Here is a 15,772-nt window from a genome sequence, read left to right on the forward strand (position 1 = left end):
GACCCAAGGACCGAAGCCTCTCGGCGGGTCGTGCTCCGCTGACGCGAGGGCTTACAGAATCCCACCCGTCATCCCGGAGCGGCGCGAAGCGCCGAGCCCAGGCTCCATAACCCACAGATGGCCGATCAACGGACGAAAGGCGGGGCAGCCATCAAATCAGCCCGAGAAATTTCAGAACCGGCTCGGCCCAGCCGAACTGCTCCGGGAAGACCTGATAAAGACGGGGGAGAAGGAACCCGCTGCCGGTCGCCGTACCGCCGCCGTAGACCGTCACTTTCTTCAATTTCTTCAACAGGTGGTCGAGCGCCGGCCCGACATCCTTGCCCCACTGCTTGAACTGCTTCTCGACGCTCTTGTCGGCCTCCGTCAAGAAACCCTTCGCATAGCGTTTCACGGCAGCGCCGGTGCCGACGGCAGCACCGAGAAGCGGCTCGACAAGACTCTTGAGGATGTTGTTGATGCTTTCGAGGACATCGAATGCGAGCGCATCCATGGCGTCATCGAGCGCCTCGGCCTCTTGCTCGGTCAAGCCGATCGGCCGGGCGAGAGCCCTGAGCGCCCGAGGGATCGCCGGATCGACGACTGACTGCCCCTCCGCGCTCTCCAGCGCCGCGGCGATCGGCTCCACCAGCAGCGGCACCTCCTCGATCTGATCGGAGGTGAGACTCGCGCGCGCTGCGTTCTGGATGAAGGCGCGCCACTTGGGGAACTGACGCGCCGTGCGATCGAACTGCAGAAGCAGCGCATGGTAACGCACGGCGAGCAGGTCGGGCCATTCCGTGTCGACGATGCAGCGGAAATGGTCCAGCACCTCCTTGGCGTGCCCCAGACGAAACAGCTCGGCCTGGGTCGGCGCCGAAGCCGGAATCCGGCCGGCAATCTGGCGCAGATAAGCGGGCGGTCGCTGATCGAGTTGCGGATAGTCCGCAACGAGGTCCGCGAGGTCCGCGAGCTCGTCTTTCAGGGCGGCAAGCGCACCGGCAAGGGACGCAGGATCGAGGTCGGCCGGCAGGGGCTCAGGAGCAATTAGAAGCTTCTCGCCTCGCCAGACTGGTTCGATCGCAGCGGGACGGATCCTTGGAATGCCTGGTGGGAGATCGTTCGCCTTCTGCTCCGTCTCGGGCTCCGGACCTTCCTGTTGCCGCTCCTTCAGCTTCGCCAGCCGCGCCGCGATGCGCTCGTTCACGGCCTTGGGGCCGTCGTCCCAGGGCAGCGGGTCGTCGGGGTCGAGATCGACGAAGCAGGCGTCCCAGGCCTCATCGTGTTTCACACCGGTATAGATCTCGGCATACCAGTCGAGCCAGACCGCCCAGGACCCGCCCATGGCCAGCAACCGTCCCGCAAATAGGTCATCTTTCGCCCATGCTGGCCGGTTTTGCACTTCGCCATACCAAAGCCGTGCGCAGGCGAGTTCCGCCGGTGACGCGCCTTCGCTCAACCGGCGGGCATCGTCAATAACAGCAGAAATCATGGTGGTGCGGGCGACGTAGGAGGCGGTGGCCGCAGAAGCAGCGTCGGAGACAGCGTGTGCCTTGACAGCCGAAGCACGAGCGGCGTGGCGCGAGGCAGCCGACGCGGCGACAGCCCTATCCTTTGCGGATTCAAGACCCGCGTAAACAGCGGCGCGAGCGGCCGCGAAGGCAGCGGCACCGGGATCGGTAGACGTGCTGGCGGGAACCCAGGCGTCGGCAGCGTCGGCCGCGGCCATGAGGACGGTACCTATCTCAGCGAGTTTGCGGTCCGGATATATCGCGGCAAACCGTGCAATCGCTGTCGCCCGAAGGACTGCCAAAAGCTTAAAGGCACGACCGCGGCGGGATGAAGAGATTGTCAGCGGCAGCACCCGCAATGCCGCACGGGTGGCGATGACAACTGACCAGCTCCGGTCCTTCGTCGCCAGCCACGCGTCGAATTTCGCGGCATCTGCCGGGTCGGGCACAGCGACGGAACGCGGCCCGAGCCGCTGGCCGGCCTTCATCTTACCGGCTTGTGCAGCAGGACGCCGGGGCGCGGCCTTGCCGGCCCGCACCGCCTCGGTCGGCTTCACGTCTTCAGTAAAAGGCTTTTCAGAATCCGCCATGGCTGCCGCAGCAAAAGGTTGTGCGGCACGATCCTACCCGCGATCCTCGGCTGCGACCACTGCGGGGGATGCGTTTGTCGGGGATACGCGGACCGCAGCCCGGATGGAGCCCGTAGCCCGGAGGAGCTAAGCGACATCCGGGATCGTTCGTCGCGGCCTGGCTCGTCGCTCCCGGCTACGTCGCGCGCGTCGCGCGCCGCTCCACGATCTTGAGAATGCTGCGCTGTCAAAAAGCCTTCGGCAGCCCCGCCTGACGCAGGATCGCGTTGGCGGTGTGGCGGCTCGGGATGCCGATCGGGACGGCGAAATTTCGCTGGGTGATCGGGCTGTGCCAGACCTCATGGCTGCCGCGCCCCTGGCGAACGAGTGTGCACCCCGCCGCCTTCAGCAACTCGCGCAAGGCCCGGTCGAACTGCGGAGCCATGTCAGGCTGCAGCGAGCGACTCGGCTTCGCGCAGCGCCGTGATCTGGACTAACACCGAGGCGGGATCGACGTCGGGATGGTTGTCCGGCAGGAGGTCGAGCGCCATGGCGGAGACCTTCGCCATCAGCGCGTCGAGCGTCGGCGCATCGGCGGCGGCCGGGATCTCGTCGCAGTGGCCGCTCCACACTGAGGCGTCCGCATCCCACACGGCCGAGATGGTGAAGATCACGGGCTTCGACATGTCGAATCCCCTCTGGTCGATCTCTCTCGTCGGATGGGCAAAGCGAAGCGTGCCCACCGCGTCCATCACCCCCGAACCGCGTGGGCACGGCGCTGGCGCGCCTTTGCCCACCCTACGGCCGAGGCGGCCGTGTCGCGTCCCGTCCCGATCAGTTGTCCAGGAAGCTCCGCAGCTTCCGGCTCCGGCTCGGGTGCTTCAGCTTGCGCAGGGCCTTGGCCTCGATCTGGCGGATGCGCTCGCGCGTCACCGAGAACTGCTGGCCGACCTCTTCGAGCGTGTGGTCGGTGTTCATGCCGATGCCGAAGCGCATGCGGAGCACGCGCTCTTCGCGCGGCGTGAGCGAGGCCAGCACCCGCGTGGTCGTCTCGCGCAGATTGCTCTGGATCGCCGCGTCGATCGGCAGGATGGCGTTCTTGTCCTCGATGAAATCGCCGAGATGCGAATCCTCCTCGTCGCCGATCGGCGTTTCGAGCGAGATCGGCTCCTTGGCGATCTTGAGGACCTTGCGCACCTTCTCCAGCGGCATGCCGAGCTTCTCGGCGAGCTCCTCGGGCGTCGGCTCGCGGCCGATCTCGTGCAGCATCTGGCGCGAGGTGCGGACGATCTTGTTGATCGTCTCGATCATGTGCACCGGGATGCGGATGGTGCGGGCCTGGTCGGCGATCGAGCGGGTGATCGCCTGCCGGATCCACCACGTCGCGTAGGTCGAGAACTTGTAGCCGCGGCGGTACTCGAACTTGTCGACCGCCTTCATCAGGCCGATGTTGCCCTCCTGGATCAGATCCAGGAACTGCAGGCCGCGGTTGGTGTACTTCTTGGCGATGGAGATCACCAGGCGGAGGTTCGCCTCCACCATCTCCTTCTTGGCCTGGCGCGCCTCGCGCTCGCCCTTCTGCACCATCTGGACGATGCGGCGGAACTCCTGGATCTCCAGGCCCGTCTCGGTCGCCAGGGCGTGGATGTCGCCACGCAGATCCTTGATGCGGTCCTTCTCGCGCGCGACGAAGTTCTTCCAGCCGCGGGCGCCCAGCTTGGAGACGCGGTTGAGCCAGCGCGGATCGAGCTCCGAGCCCTGGTAGTTGCGCAGGAAGTCCTCGCGCTGCACGCCGTGGCTCTCGGACAGGCGCATCAGACGGCCCTCGTAGCCGACGAGGCGCTTGTTGATGTCGTAGAGCTGCTCGACCAGCGAGTCGATGCGGGCCTGGTTGAGGCGCAGCGACTTCACCTCGCCGATCAGCTCCTCCTTGAGCTTGCGGTACTTGCGCTCCTGGTTGGGGCTGAGCGACTCGTTCTTGAGCTTGCTCTCGACGTTCTGGTCCTGCAGGCGGCGCAGCTTCTTGTAGGTGTCGGCGACGATGTCGAAGGTCTCGACCACCTTGGGCTTCAGCTCGGCCTCGATGGCGGCGAGCGACATGGAGCCTTCCATGTCGTCCTCGTCCATCTCGCCGTCGGGCATCGGGCCCTCGGCGGCGTCGTCCTCGCCGTCGCGCGGGGCCGGCCGGCCGGCCGGCTTGCCGGCGACCGGCTTGGCGGCCGGCGCCACCGGCGGCGCGTCCACGGCGTCCTCGCCGTCGACCTCGACCGCGTCGGGCCCGCCCGCCACGACCGCGGCCGCGCCACCCTTCGCCTCGGGACCCGCATAGGTCGCCTCGAGGTCGATGATGTCGCGCAGGAACACCTTTCCGGCGTTGAGCTCGTCGCGCCAGATGATGATGGCCTGGAAGGTCAGCGGGCTCTCGCACAGGCCGGCGATCATCGCCTCGCGGCCGGCCTCGATGCGCTTGGCGATGGCGATCTCGCCCTCGCGCGACAAGAGCTCCACCGAGCCCATCTCGCGCAGATACATGCGCACGGGGTCGTCGGTGCGCTCGCCGGGCTCGGCGCGCTCGGTCTTGGCCGGGGTCGTGCGGGTGACCTCGACGAGCTCGCCGTCGGTCTCCTCCTCGTCCTCGTGGGCCTCCTCGGGCTGCTCCTCGGCGTCGTGCTCCTCCTGCTCCACGACATTGATGCCCATCTCGTTGAGCATCGCGAAGATGTCCTCGATCTGGTCGGACGTGACCTCCTCGGAGGGGAGGACCGCGTTGATCTGGTCGTGAGTGACGTAGCCGCGCTTCTTGGCGAGCTTGATCATCTTGCGGACGGCGGCGTCCGAGAGGTCGAGCAGCGGCAGCGGCGTGTCCGGCGTGTCGGGCGTCTGGCCTTCGGCCGTCTCGTCCTTCTTGTCCTTCACGACCTTGTCCTTGCCGGCCGCTTTCGTCCTGATGGTCGCCATGAGTTCTCCTGAAGCCGCGCTCTCGCCCAGACCGCTTCGTGTATCCGCCGTCACGTCACCGTCGTCGGGCGACCGCTCTCCGCCGCGCGTCCCGGGGCCATCCGCCCCGCAGCCGCGGCGTCACCGCATTCTCGACCCCGGTCCGCCCCGCACCCGAGACGGACACCATCCCCGCACCGAATCCCGCGGACCTCGGACCTCTGCATGGACCGAAAGCCTGAACGTATCCTGAACCTTGCACGCGCCGGCTCCGGCCTGCCGGCCGCTCCGGTCCGAAAAAAAGTTCTCCGCGTCGCCCCGCCTGCCACGAACCGCCGGCGAACCCGCGGCCGCAATCCCCGTCTAGAAGCCGCGCACCGGACGCCCGGACAGTGCCCCGAAGCCGTCGATCGAGGCTTCGGTGCCTTCGATCGCGGCCAGGCGGCCCTGAACGTCCCGCAACCACGCATAATTGCGCTCGCTGGGCTCGTCACCCAGCGCGCGCTCGGCCTCTTTGAGTTCCTTATTTAGCGTCCGGTTCTTATGATGCAAGGTGAGAACGTGGCGCCACCACGGCCGGACGTCCTCCGGAGCGGCCCCGGCGCGGGCCGGCCAGTCCGCCACATGGGTCAGCGCGGCCTCGATCCGGGCCACCAGGCCGCCGAGATCGCGGGCCAGAACGGCCTCGCGCAGCGCGTCGCTGTCGATCTCGTGGCCGAGCTCCTCGTGCGCCGCCATGATGTCCAGGATGGCGCGGCGGAGCCGGTCGGCGTCCGGATGGACGAGATCGACCACGGCGAACTCCTCGGCATGCCCGTCCAGCAACCAGGGGTGGTTGAGCACCGACAGCACCAGCAGGGCCTCGCGGGCCGGCAGCACGGCGCGGGCGCCGCGCACCAGCGGGCTGGTCGAGAGCCGCGAGCTGACCACGCCGGCGAACGCCTCCGGCCCGCCGGCCCCTCTGCCGCCGCGTGAAAATCCCTTGCCGCCGCGGGCGCCGGCGCCCTTGAAGCCGGTCGGCCGCTCCCGGCCGGGATAGGGGAACCGTCCGCCGCCCTGGGCCTGCTCCGGCGACAGCAGGCCACGGAGCCGGGTGCCGAGATCGGCCCGGTAATACTTGCGCACCGCCTCGTGGCCGATGCCGGCGAGCAGCGCGTCGAGCCGCGCCTCCAGCCCGGCGCGGCGCTCCGGCGTGTCGAAGCGACCCGTCTCGGTCTCGCGCATCCAGAGAATCTGGGCGAGCGGCTGGGCGGCGGCGAGCACGTCGGCCATGGCGCCCTTGCCGCTCGCCCGGATCAGGTCGTCGGGGTCGTGACCCTGCGGCAGGGTGGCGAAATACAGGCTCTTGCCCGGCTGCAGCAGCGGCAATGCCAGGTCGACGGCCCGCCAGGCGGCGCGCCGGCCGGCTCCGTCGCCGTCGAAGCACAGCACCGGCTCGTCGGCGATCTTCCACATCAAGGCGAGCTGGTCGGTGGTCAGCGAGGTGCCGAGCGGCGCCACCGTGCCGGGAAAGCCGGCCGTGACCATGGCGATCACGTCGACATAGCCCTCCACCGCGATCAGCGGCGCGCCGGCATGGGCGGCGGCCCGGGCGGGGCCGCCATTGTACAGGAGCCCGCCCTTGTGGAAGAGCGATGTTTCGGGCGAGTTCAGGTACTTGGCCGACACCTCCTTGTCGAGCGCGCGTCCCCCGAAGGCGACGATGCGGCCGCGCAGGTCGCCGATCGGGAACATCACCCGGTCGCGGAAGCGATCATAGGGCACCGGGATGTCGTCGCCGGAGACCAGGAGGCCGGCCTCGATCATGTCGTCGACCGAGACGCCCTGCTTGCCGAGATGCTCCTTGAGCGCGAAGCGCTCCGCCGGGGCGTAGCCGATGCGGAATTTCTGCTGGGTCGCCGGATCGAGGCCGCGGTCCGCCAGGTAGCCGCGGGCGCGAGCGCCCGCCCGGGTCGCCAGCGTCTCCTCGAAGAACTTGGCCGCCATCTCGACGACGTCCAGCAAGGTGCGGCTGTGGCGGGCCTGCTGGGCCGCCTCGGGCGACGATTTCGGCACCGCCATCCCGGCCGCGCCGGCCAGCCTCTCCACCGCCTCGGGGAACGACAGGCCCTCGGTGGCCATCACGAAATCGAAGATATTGCCGTTGCGGCCGGACGAGAAGTCGAACCACATCCCCTTGGAGTCGTTCACGAAAAACGAGGGGGTCTTCTCCTGGTTGAAGGGCGAGAGCCCTTTCCATTCGCGCCCCGCCTTCTTCAGCTTCACGCGCCGCGCCACCACCTCCGACACGGGGAGGCGGGTGCGCAGGTCATCGAGGAACTCGGGCGGGAATCGCATGGTGATTCGGGACCCTAGGCCGCCGCTGCCGCCAATGTAAGGCGCGGCGGGCGAAGGCGCAGCGTCCGGAGGCACAGGGCGGAGTTGTCCCGGGTATCCACAGGGGAACGGCACGGGAACAATCGGACCTCAGAAGCTTGACAGCATCAACTTCGAACGTATATACGACTGTATATTCAATCGGTAGCGGTACACGACGCATTGCTCTCGTAGTTCAATTCCGGATCTGAGTTGATAGCGACTCCCATTTTTTGACCGCGCTGCGGGAAAATAATTGGAGAAAAGCGCATGCTCGTCGAAGGATTCGAATGGGACGAGGTCAAACGAGAGTTCGTTCTTCGCGAGCGCGGCATAGACTTCGTGGATGCCGCGAAAGTTCTTCTCCGCACGGTCTCCGCTACAGATCGTTCCGCAATAACGAGTTCCGTAACGTCGCGATTGGTCCACTTGGTGGCGGGCCGTTGATCGCAATCATTTATACGATCCGGGAACGGAATATCCGGATCATCACCGCAAGGCGAGCACGCCGACATGAGCAAGCTGCGTACCATGACGCTCTCTCAGCTGCAGGAGATGAAGGGTCAAAGTGATCTCGAGCATATTCGCCGCACGACGGACGCCGAGATCGACGATTCAATCGCCCGCGATCCCGATTGGGCTGGCCTCGAGAATATCGACTGGTCGGTGGCGGAACTGGTGGTGCCGCCGAAGAAGACGGCGATCTCCATCCGCATGGACGACGACGTGCTCGACTTCTTCAAGGCCGAGGGCGCGGGATATCAGCGGCGCATCAATGCCGTGCTGCGCTCCTACATGGACCAGATGAAGGACGCCAAGGGGCGCAAGTCGGGGACCTGATCGCCCCTGCTCGCTACTCGCCCTGCGCCAAAAACCCGGCGATCTGCTCCGCAAATGCGTCGACCTTGTCCCACTGGGTGTACTCGACAACCGAGGTCGGGTCGGTGGGGCCGCCGGTGACCAGCATGATGAAGCGGATCATCGTCTTGTCGAACAGGCCGTAGCGCGGGTAGTCGAGCCGCCCCGCGAAGGCGGTGGCGAGCACCGGCGTCAGGCCGTTCCGCTCGATCAATTTGCGCAGATAGACATTGCCCTCGGCCGTGTCCTTGCCGGCCTTTCGCGCCGTGAGATTGACCGAGGCGAGGGCCAGCGGCGGCGGGTCCGGCATGCTCCGGACCGTCTCGACGAAGCGCAGGCCTTCCGGCAGGTGCTTGCCGTAGCGGATCGACATGATGGCGGCGACGAGCGGCGCGCCGGCGAGGTCGGCCGCGGTCGGCTGGCCGTCGGCGAGGTCGGTCGGCGTGGCGGCGAGGCCGCGGGCGGCGAGCCGGCCGGCCACATGGGTGGCGATCTTGCGGGACTGGCCGTCGCGGGACGCGTAAAAAATTTTCATGGAACAGCTCGAACAATCACCCGGTGAACGGCCGGCCGTTCCGCGAAAACTGCGGCCCGACGATCCCCGCCTCGCCTCCGGCCGGTTCCGGCGCGGCGGAGCCTACTTCAGCAGCCCCTTCACGATGCCGCTCGCCTTGCCCATGTCGAGCTGACCGGCATGGCGCTCGCGCAGGAGCGCGATCACCTTGCCCATGTCCTTCATGCCGCTCGCGCCGGTCTCGGCGATGGCGGCCTTCACGGCCGCCTCGGCCTCCTCGGGCGACAGCTGCTTGGGCAGATAGGCCGAGATCACCGCGATCTCGGCGCGCTCCTGGGCGGCGAGCTCGGCGCGGCCGCCCTTCTCGTAGAGCTCGACCGACTCCTGGCGCTGCTTGATCATCTTCTGCAGCAGGCCCAGCACGTCCTCGTCGACGAGCGCCGCCTTGCCCTGGCCGCGCGCCTCGATGTCGGCGTTCTTGAGCGCCGCATTGACCAGCCGCAGCGTCGAGACCTTGGCGGCATCGTGCGCCTTCATGGCCTCCTTCAACGCAGCGTTGATATCGTCGCGCAACATCGTGCACCCTTTCGTGCGGCCCAAAACCTTGCCTCGGCGCCTTTTATACGCAAATAAGGCAGGACGGCCAGAGCGCGGCCCGCGCCGTCGCCCGACACCCGGGCCCCTCGCCGAAAAATTCGGATCAAGACCATGAACGACACCTCCGCCTGGGCGGACCCCAAGCCCACCGCCCTGCTGGTCCTCGCGGACGGCACCGTGATCGAGGGATTCGGCCTCGGCGCCACCGGCCACGCGGTCGGCGAGGTGTGCTTCAACACCGCCATGACGGGCTACGAGGAGATCCTCACCGACCCTTCCTATGCGGGCCAGATCATCACCTTCACGTTCCCGCACATCGGCAATGTCGGCACCAACGAGGAGGACATCGAGACCGTCAACATGGCCGCCACCCCGGGCGCCTGCGGCGTGATCCTCCACTCGGCCGTGACCCGGCCGTCGAACTACCGGGCGACCCGGCATCTCGACGCCTGGCTGAAGGCCCGCAACGTGATCGGCCTCGGCGGCATCGACACCCGTGCCCTGACCAGCCTGATCCGCTCCAAGGGCATGCCCAACGCCGTGATCGCGCACGCCGCGGACGGCCGTTTCGACCTCGACGCCCTGAAGCGGGAGGCCGCCGCCTGGCCGGGCCTGGTCGGCATGGATCTGGTGCCCATGGTCACCTCGGGCCAGCGGTTCACCTGGGACGAGACCGAGTGGGTGTGGGGCAAGGGCTACGGCCGGATGGAGAATCCGGACCTGCACGTCGTCGCCATCGACTACGGCATCAAGCGCAACATCCTGCGGCTCCTGGCCGGCATCGGCGCCAAGGTGACGGTGGTGCCGGCCACCACGTCGGCCGAGGACATTCTGGAGCTGAAGCCCGACGGCGTCTTCCTGTCGAACGGCCCGGGCGACCCGGCGGCCACCGGCCAGTACGCCGTGCCGGTGATCAAGACCCTGATCGACAAGGACATCCCGACCTTCGGCATCTGCCTCGGCCACCAGATCCTGGGGATCGCGCTGGGCGGCACCACGCGCAAGATGCACCAGGGCCACCACGGCGCGAACCATCCCGTGAAGGACCTGGAGACCGGCAAGGTCGAGATCACCTCGATGAACCACGGTTTCGCTGTCGACCGCGACAGCCTGCCCGGCACCGTCAAGGAGACCCACGTCTCGCTGTTCGACGGCTCCAACTGCGGGCTCGCCCTGAAGGACCGGCCGGTGTTCTCGGTGCAGTACCACCCCGAGGCCTCGCCCGGCCCGCGCGACAGCCACTACCTCTTCCAGCGCTTCGCCGGCTTGGTCCGCGACCGCAAGCGGGCGTGAAGAGAGAGTCTGATTCCCGCATAAATTGCGCCGGCTCAATGTCGCGGCGGGCCAACGGCCGACAGTGAGCAGGTCGAGCGCTCCTCAGGGGCGCCATCCTGCTCACCGGGAGCTGTTCATGCCCAAGCAGCCGACTCCTCAGCCGCCCGCCCCCCAGCCGGCGCCGAAGCCCAATCCCGATCTCTGGTCCGATCCGCCCGAGCCGAAACCGCAGATCGCCGGCGACACCGCCGACATCGGCAAGAAGCCACCGAAGAAATAGCCCGCTGCCCCTTGTCCTGGCGCTGGCCTGCCTCGGCTACGAGGCCTTCGCGGACGAAAACGGCGGGCCGGCGCGGCCTGACGGGCGGCAGGCCCGACCGCCCGAATTGATGCGTCCGATTTAAGCGCGTTTTAAGCCCGCGACAGCACACTGCGCCCGCACCGACGCCCGCAGGGGCGCGGTGGCCAGGATGGACGAATGCACGCGACGCACCCCCGGAACGCCCCCGAGACCTTCCTGTTCGACGACGACGGCGTGATCCCGAACAACCCGGTCCTGTCGCTCGTGGTGTTCCGCGACGCCATCGACCTGAAAGGGTCGGCGCATCCCGAGGAGCTGATCGAGGGCACGTTCCGCCGCCACGGCTGGATCGGGATCTGGCGCAACGGCATCGCCACCTACGCGCATTACCACTCGCGCATCCACGAGGTGATGGCGATCGCGCGCGGCCGCGCGCGCGTGCGCTTCGGCGGCGAGCACGGCACCGAGATCGACCTCAAGGTCGGCGACGTGGTGGTGCTGCCGGCCGGCACCGGCCACCAGCGCATGCATGCGACCTCCGACCTGGTGGTGATCGGCGCCTATCCGCCGACCGGCAAGTACGATCTCTGCCGCGGCAGCAAGGCCGAGCATGCCCAGGCGCTGGCCGCCATGCCGGAGGTGCCGCTGCCGGCAGCCGACCCGGTGCGCGGCAAGGGCGGCCCCCTGGTGAAGCTGTGGGCGGCCGAGACGCGGGCCGCGGCCGAGCGCCGCCGCGCCGAGAACGCCGCCTGACGTCACGGCATCGCGGCGGCAGGTCACGGCGCATGTCGGACCCGCACGCCCGGCTGGACGGCCGGACCGCTGCGGCCTATGCCGTCGCGCCGGCGCCGATCCGCGACCGGCCTTCGAACCTTCCCGGCCCCCCGTGCTCGACAAGAACTCCCTCGGCTTCACGATTCTCCTGAGCTGCCTCGTCGCTCTCCCGCCCCTCTCCATCGATCTCGGCCTGCCCGCCTTCGCGCCGACCGCGGCCGACCTCCACACCACCGAGGCGACCGTCGCGCTGACGCTGAGCTGGTTCATGCTGGGCTTTTCGGCCGGCCCGCTGCTCTACGGGCCGATGTCGGACCGGTTCGGCCGCAAGCCCGTGATGGTGGCGGGGCTCGCGCTCTACGTCGTGGCGAGCGTGCTCTGCACGGTGGCGCCGAGCATCGACGTGCTGCTCGCCGCCCGGCTGGTGCAAGGGCTCGCGGCCGCCTCCGGCACGGTGCTCGCCATCGCCACCATCCGCGACCTGTTCGACGGCATCGCCGCGCGCAAGAAGATCTCCTATGTCATGGCGATCAACGCCGTGATGCCGCTGACCGCCCCCACCATCGGCGTCCATGTGCTGGCGATCGGCGGCTGGCGGTCCGGCTACGGCCTGATGGCGGCGTTCGGCGCCGGCCTGCTCGCCGCGGTGCTGCTCGGATTTAGCGAGTCGATCGCCCGCAGGATCCCGGACGCGCTCGCGCCGCGCCAGCTCGTCGAGGGCTACCGGGAGGTACTGCGCCACCCGGTGAGCCCCAAGGCGGCGCTCCTCAACGCCATGTGCTTCGGGGTGCTGTTCTCCTACATCTCGGGCTCGTCGATCCTGTTCATGGGCCTGATGGGCCTGTCGCCGGCGACCTACGGCTACGTGTTCGCCGTGCCGGTGACGGGCGCCATCGCCGGCACCCTGCTCAACGGCATGCTGCTCGGCCGCGGCGCGCCGCCGCGGCGGCTGATCCGCATCGGGCTCGCCCTGATCGCGGCCACCGCGATGCTGTTCCTGCTGCTCACCCTGGCGCCGCTCGACGGCCGGCTGGCCGTGGTGGTCGGCCTCCTGCTCGTCTCCGCCTTCGGGGTCGGCCTGGTCGGCCCGAACGCCTCCTATGCGGCCATGCGGGACCTGCCGCACCGGGCCGGCGTCGCGTCGGCCGTGCTGACCAGCGCCCAGATGATGGTGGCCGCGCTCGCCTCCGCCGTGGTGGCGGCCCTGTTCGGCCACTTGGGCGCGAGCGCCATGCCGGCCGTGATGGTCGGCTTCGCGGCGCTCGCCTGGGCGCTCTATCTGGCGACGCCGGCGCCGCCGCCCGCCGGCACGGCAGCACCTCCGGCGAGCGGCCCGGCAGCCTGACGGCCCGCCGCCGCCCGCCGCCCCGGGCCGGGGGCGAGGCTTGATTCTTCCACCCGTCTGTGGCCTGACACGGCCCGGGCCGGTTCCGCATCCGCGTGGGCCGGCGGCGAGATGTCGGGAGAACGGCGTGGCGGTCGGAACGGATCGGCGGGCGACGGACCAGGGGCCGCTCCTCTCGGTCGTGCTGCCCGCGTTCAACGAGGCGCGCAATGTCGGACCGATGGCGGCGCGCCTGACCGAGATTCTGGCCCCGTTCGGCCGTTTCGAGATCGTCTTCGTCGACGACTGCTCGAAGGACGAGACGCTCGCCGAGCTGCGCCGCCTCGCGGCCGGCGACCCGCGCATCCGCTACGTCTCCTTCACCCGCAATTTCGGCCACCAGCCGGCCTTGCGGGCCGGACTGCGGCACGCGGCGGGCGACGCCGTGGTGCTGATGGACTGCGACTTCGAGCATCCGCCCGAGCTGATCCCCGAGCTCGTCGCCAAGTGGCGCGCCGGCGCCAAGATCGTCGCGGCGCAGCGCGAGTCGGCGGCGGGCGACGTCTCGTTCGGCAAGCGGCTCACCTCGCGGCTCTACTACCGGCTGCTCGACGCCATCGGCGACGTGCGCATCGAGCCCGGCAGCGCCGATTTCCTGCTGCTCGACCGCGCCGTGGTCGACACCATCAACGGCTTCGACGACCACGACCTGTTCTTGCGCGGTCTCGTGCGGTGGCTGGGCTATCCGCTGGTCAAGGTGCCGTACCGCCAGGGCGTGCGCAGCGAGGGCGAGTCCTCCTACACGCTGCGCCGGATGATCGACCTCGCCGTGACCGGCATCATCGCCCACAGCGTCAAGCCGCTGCGCATCGCCATCTATCTGTCGCTGATCTTCGCGCTGATCGGCGTGCTGCTGCTGGTCTACTCGATCGTCAGCTTCCTCGCCATCGGCCACACCGTGGCGGGCTGGACATCCACCATGTCGGCGATCGCCATCCTGGGCGCCGGCCAGCTCCTGGTGCTCGGCATCATCGGCGAGTATATCGGCCGGGTGCTGCGCGAGACGCGGAAATGGCCGCCCTTCCTGGTCGGCGAGACCGAGCGCCCGGCCGCCGGCCCCGCGGCTCCCGCGTCGGACTTAGGGGTCGACGCCCACGACCCGCCCCGCCGGGCCTCCGCCGGCTCATGAGCACGACCGCAGCCCCGGCCCGCCCCTCCGTGCCGCGCAGGATCGTCGGCGCCTGGCTCGACCACGCCGACGACGGCGCCGCGACCGCGATCCTGCTGGCGCTGTTCGTGATCGCCTGGACGGCGTTCCAGGTGATCTCCTACACGTCGCTGGATCTGCATCCCGACCTCGTCGAGATCTACGCCTGGAGCCGGCATCCGAGCCCCGGCTACTACAAGCATCCGCCGCTCGGCAGCCTGATGGCGGCGGCGTGGTTCTCGGTGTTCCCGGTGGCGGACTGGTCGTTCCATCTGCTGGCGATGACCAACGCCGCGCTGGCGCTGTTCATCGTCGACCGCATCGCCCGGCGGTACCTTTCCGGCGACAAGCGCGTGCTGGTGCTGCTGCTCCTGCTGCTGACGCCGTTTTATCAGTTCCACGGCCAGCGCTTCGCCTCCAACCAGACGCTGCTCGCCACCTGGCCGCTCGCGGTGTGGTGCTTTTTGCGCGCCTTCGAGACCCGCGGGATCGCCTGGTCGGCGGCGGCCGGCGCCGCCTGCGCGCTGGCGATGCTCGGGAAGTACTACTCGATCTATCTGGTGGTCAGCCTGCCGATCGCCGCGCTGCTGCATCCGGCGCGCCGGACCTATCTGAGATCGCCGTCGCCCTGGGTGTCGATCCTGGCCGGCTTTGCGGTGCTGTCGCCGCATCTGTGGTGGCTCGCCAGCACGGGCTTCCAGCCGTTCGGCTACGCCTATGCGGTGCACGGCGGCGCCACCATGGGCGCGATCCTGTGGAAGGCGGTCCTGTATCTGGTCGGCGCGCTCGCCTATGTGGCGGTGCCGATCCTGGTCTGGCTCGCCATCGTGCGGCCGGACCGCGCCGTGCTGGCCGCGACGCTGTGGCCCAAACATCCGGACCGGCGCATGCTGGTGCATCTGCTCGCCCTGCCGCTGCTGATCCCGGCCGTGTCGGCGCCCTTCGTCGGCGTCGAGCTGACCTCGCTGTGGACCATGCAGGCGTGGTTCCTGCTGCCGATCGTGCTGCTGGCGCCGGCCGAGGTGAGCATGTCCCGCGAGGCGGCGGCGACGGTCGCGGGTGCCGTGGCGATCGTCACGCTGGTGGTGCTCGCGGCCGCGCCCGGTCTCGCGCTGATGCGCCACTGGGAGGGCAACAAGGAGGGCCGCGCCTATTACGCGCCGCTCGCCGAGGCGGTCGGGCGCGAATGGGCGTCGGCGACCGGACGGCGGCTGTCGATCGTGATCGGCGACGCCGATCTCGGCGCCGCGATCGCGTTCTACCATCCCGACCACCCGGATTCGGTGCCGGGCTTCACGCTGAAGCCGACCCCGTGGATCGATCCCGACCGCATGGTGCGCGACGGCTATGTCGCGGTGTGCCGCGGCGACGACCGCCCGTGCCGGCAGGCCCAGGACGCCCAGGCGCGCAGCGAGCCCGACGTGCGCACCGTCGACGTCGCCGTCACCCGCACCTTCTGGGGCGAGACCAACCGGCCGCAGGCCTACCGCCTGCTGATCGTTCCGCCGCAGAGCGGGCCGAGGAGTGCGTCGCGTGGCTCGTCGTTCCGGGGCGTGGACCACAGGTCCACG

At 68.9% G+C, this 15,772-nt stretch carries 14 protein-coding genes; 7 read left to right on the top strand and 7 right to left on the bottom strand.

Annotated elements, in window-relative coordinates; all coding sequences use genetic code 11:
- Nucleotides 1–151 precede the first annotated feature (151 nt).
- The 5 genes from CH341_RS33630 to dnaG all read right to left on the bottom strand — a co-directional run bounded on the left by CH341_RS33630 (nucleotide 152) and on the right by dnaG (nucleotide 7,333).
- Nucleotides 152–2,080: a hypothetical protein gene (locus CH341_RS33630; RefSeq protein WP_146604425.1), complete on the bottom strand. Its 1,929-nt coding sequence runs from the start codon at nucleotides 2,078–2,080 to the stop codon at nucleotides 152–154.
- A 226-nt stretch (nucleotides 2,081–2,306) separates the two neighbouring features.
- Nucleotides 2,307–2,504 (bottom strand): type II toxin-antitoxin system HicA family toxin, encoded by a 198-nt coding sequence (locus tag CH341_RS09220; protein ID WP_111418747.1) that lies wholly within the window; start codon nucleotides 2,502–2,504, stop codon nucleotides 2,307–2,309.
- Nucleotide 2,505: 1 nt separating this feature from the next.
- Nucleotides 2,506–2,745 carry a DUF1902 domain-containing protein gene (locus CH341_RS09225; protein WP_111418748.1) on the bottom strand — a complete coding sequence of 80 codons (240 nt, stop codon included), beginning with the start codon at nucleotides 2,743–2,745 and terminating at the stop codon, nucleotides 2,506–2,508.
- Between the two features lie 148 nt (nucleotides 2,746–2,893).
- Nucleotides 2,894–5,008: an RNA polymerase sigma factor RpoD gene (gene rpoD, locus CH341_RS09230; protein ID WP_425376161.1), complete on the bottom strand. Its 2,115-nt coding sequence runs from the start codon at nucleotides 5,006–5,008 to the stop codon at nucleotides 2,894–2,896.
- Between the two features lie 351 nt (nucleotides 5,009–5,359).
- Nucleotides 5,360–7,333, bottom strand: coding sequence for a DNA primase (gene dnaG / locus CH341_RS09235; RefSeq protein ID WP_111418750.1), 1,974 nt, complete (start codon nucleotides 7,331–7,333; stop codon nucleotides 5,360–5,362).
- A 531-nt stretch (nucleotides 7,334–7,864) separates the two neighbouring features.
- On the opposite strand from dnaG, the gene CH341_RS09245 reads away from it, so the two are divergent.
- Nucleotides 7,865–8,191, top strand: a complete 327-nt coding sequence (locus tag CH341_RS09245) for a BrnA antitoxin family protein (protein WP_111418751.1) — start codon at nucleotides 7,865–7,867, stop codon at nucleotides 8,189–8,191.
- Nucleotides 8,192–8,204: 13 nt separating this feature from the next.
- On the opposite strand, the gene hemG is transcribed toward CH341_RS09245, so the two are convergent.
- Both hemG and CH341_RS09255 read right to left on the bottom strand, forming a co-directional pair.
- Nucleotides 8,205–8,744, bottom strand: a complete 540-nt coding sequence (gene hemG, locus CH341_RS09250) for a menaquinone-dependent protoporphyrinogen IX dehydrogenase (protein ID WP_111418752.1) — start codon at nucleotides 8,742–8,744, stop codon at nucleotides 8,205–8,207.
- A 102-nt stretch (nucleotides 8,745–8,846) separates the two neighbouring features.
- Nucleotides 8,847–9,299, bottom strand: coding sequence for a GatB/YqeY domain-containing protein (locus CH341_RS09255; protein ID WP_111418753.1), 453 nt, complete (start codon nucleotides 9,297–9,299; stop codon nucleotides 8,847–8,849).
- A 132-nt stretch (nucleotides 9,300–9,431) separates the two neighbouring features.
- Between CH341_RS09255 and carA the strand changes: the two genes are divergently transcribed.
- From carA to CH341_RS09280, 6 genes are all read left to right on the top strand, one after another.
- Nucleotides 9,432–10,613 carry a glutamine-hydrolyzing carbamoyl-phosphate synthase small subunit gene (gene carA / locus CH341_RS09260; protein WP_111418754.1) on the top strand — a complete coding sequence of 394 codons (1,182 nt, stop codon included), beginning with the start codon at nucleotides 9,432–9,434 and terminating at the stop codon, nucleotides 10,611–10,613.
- 118 nt (nucleotides 10,614–10,731) lie between these two features.
- Nucleotides 10,732–10,875 carry a hypothetical protein gene (locus tag CH341_RS34125; protein ID WP_170149551.1) on the top strand — a complete coding sequence of 48 codons (144 nt, stop codon included), beginning with the start codon at nucleotides 10,732–10,734 and terminating at the stop codon, nucleotides 10,873–10,875.
- Between the two features lie 198 nt (nucleotides 10,876–11,073).
- Nucleotides 11,074–11,649, top strand: a complete 576-nt coding sequence (locus CH341_RS09265) for a cupin domain-containing protein (protein WP_111418755.1) — start codon at nucleotides 11,074–11,076, stop codon at nucleotides 11,647–11,649.
- A gap of 133 nt (nucleotides 11,650–11,782) precedes the next feature.
- Entirely contained in the window at nucleotides 11,783–13,015 is a 1,233-nt protein-coding gene (locus CH341_RS09270; protein WP_111418756.1) for a multidrug effflux MFS transporter, read from the top strand.
- 127 nt (nucleotides 13,016–13,142) lie between these two features.
- Complete coding sequence (locus CH341_RS09275; RefSeq protein WP_170149552.1) at nucleotides 13,143–14,183, top strand: glycosyltransferase family 2 protein; 1,041 nt, start codon at nucleotides 13,143–13,145, stop codon at nucleotides 14,181–14,183.
- Nucleotides 14,180–15,772: glycosyltransferase family 39 protein (locus CH341_RS09280; RefSeq protein ID WP_111418758.1), on the top strand; the 1,593-nt coding region annotated here is incomplete at its 3' end. The genes CH341_RS09275 and CH341_RS09280, both read left to right, overlap by 4 nt.

It is taken from the genome of Rhodoplanes roseus (genome assembly GCF_003258865.1).
Taxonomy (GTDB): domain Bacteria; phylum Pseudomonadota; class Alphaproteobacteria; order Rhizobiales; family Xanthobacteraceae; genus Rhodoplanes; species Rhodoplanes roseus.

Coding starts and splice junctions, on each gene's coding strand:
- CH341_RS33630 (WP_146604425.1), bottom strand. CDS start 2,080: ATGGCGGATTCTGAAAAGCCTTTTACTGAAGACGTGAAGCCGACCGAG.
- CH341_RS09220 (WP_111418747.1), bottom strand. CDS start 2,504: ATGGCTCCGCAGTTCGACCGGGCCTTGCGCGAGTTGCTGAAGGCGGCG.
- CH341_RS09225 (WP_111418748.1), bottom strand. CDS start 2,745: ATGTCGAAGCCCGTGATCTTCACCATCTCGGCCGTGTGGGATGCGGAC.
- dnaG (WP_111418750.1), bottom strand. CDS start 7,333: ATGCGATTCCCGCCCGAGTTCCTCGATGACCTGCGCACCCGCCTCCCC.
- CH341_RS09245 (WP_111418751.1), top strand. CDS start 7,865: ATGAGCAAGCTGCGTACCATGACGCTCTCTCAGCTGCAGGAGATGAAG.
- hemG (WP_111418752.1), bottom strand. CDS start 8,744: ATGAAAATTTTTTACGCGTCCCGCGACGGCCAGTCCCGCAAGATCGCC.
- CH341_RS09255 (WP_111418753.1), bottom strand. CDS start 9,299: ATGTTGCGCGACGATATCAACGCTGCGTTGAAGGAGGCCATGAAGGCG.
- carA (WP_111418754.1), top strand. CDS start 9,432: ATGAACGACACCTCCGCCTGGGCGGACCCCAAGCCCACCGCCCTGCTG.
- CH341_RS34125 (WP_170149551.1), top strand. CDS start 10,732: ATGCCCAAGCAGCCGACTCCTCAGCCGCCCGCCCCCCAGCCGGCGCCG.
- CH341_RS09265 (WP_111418755.1), top strand. CDS start 11,074: ATGCACGCGACGCACCCCCGGAACGCCCCCGAGACCTTCCTGTTCGAC.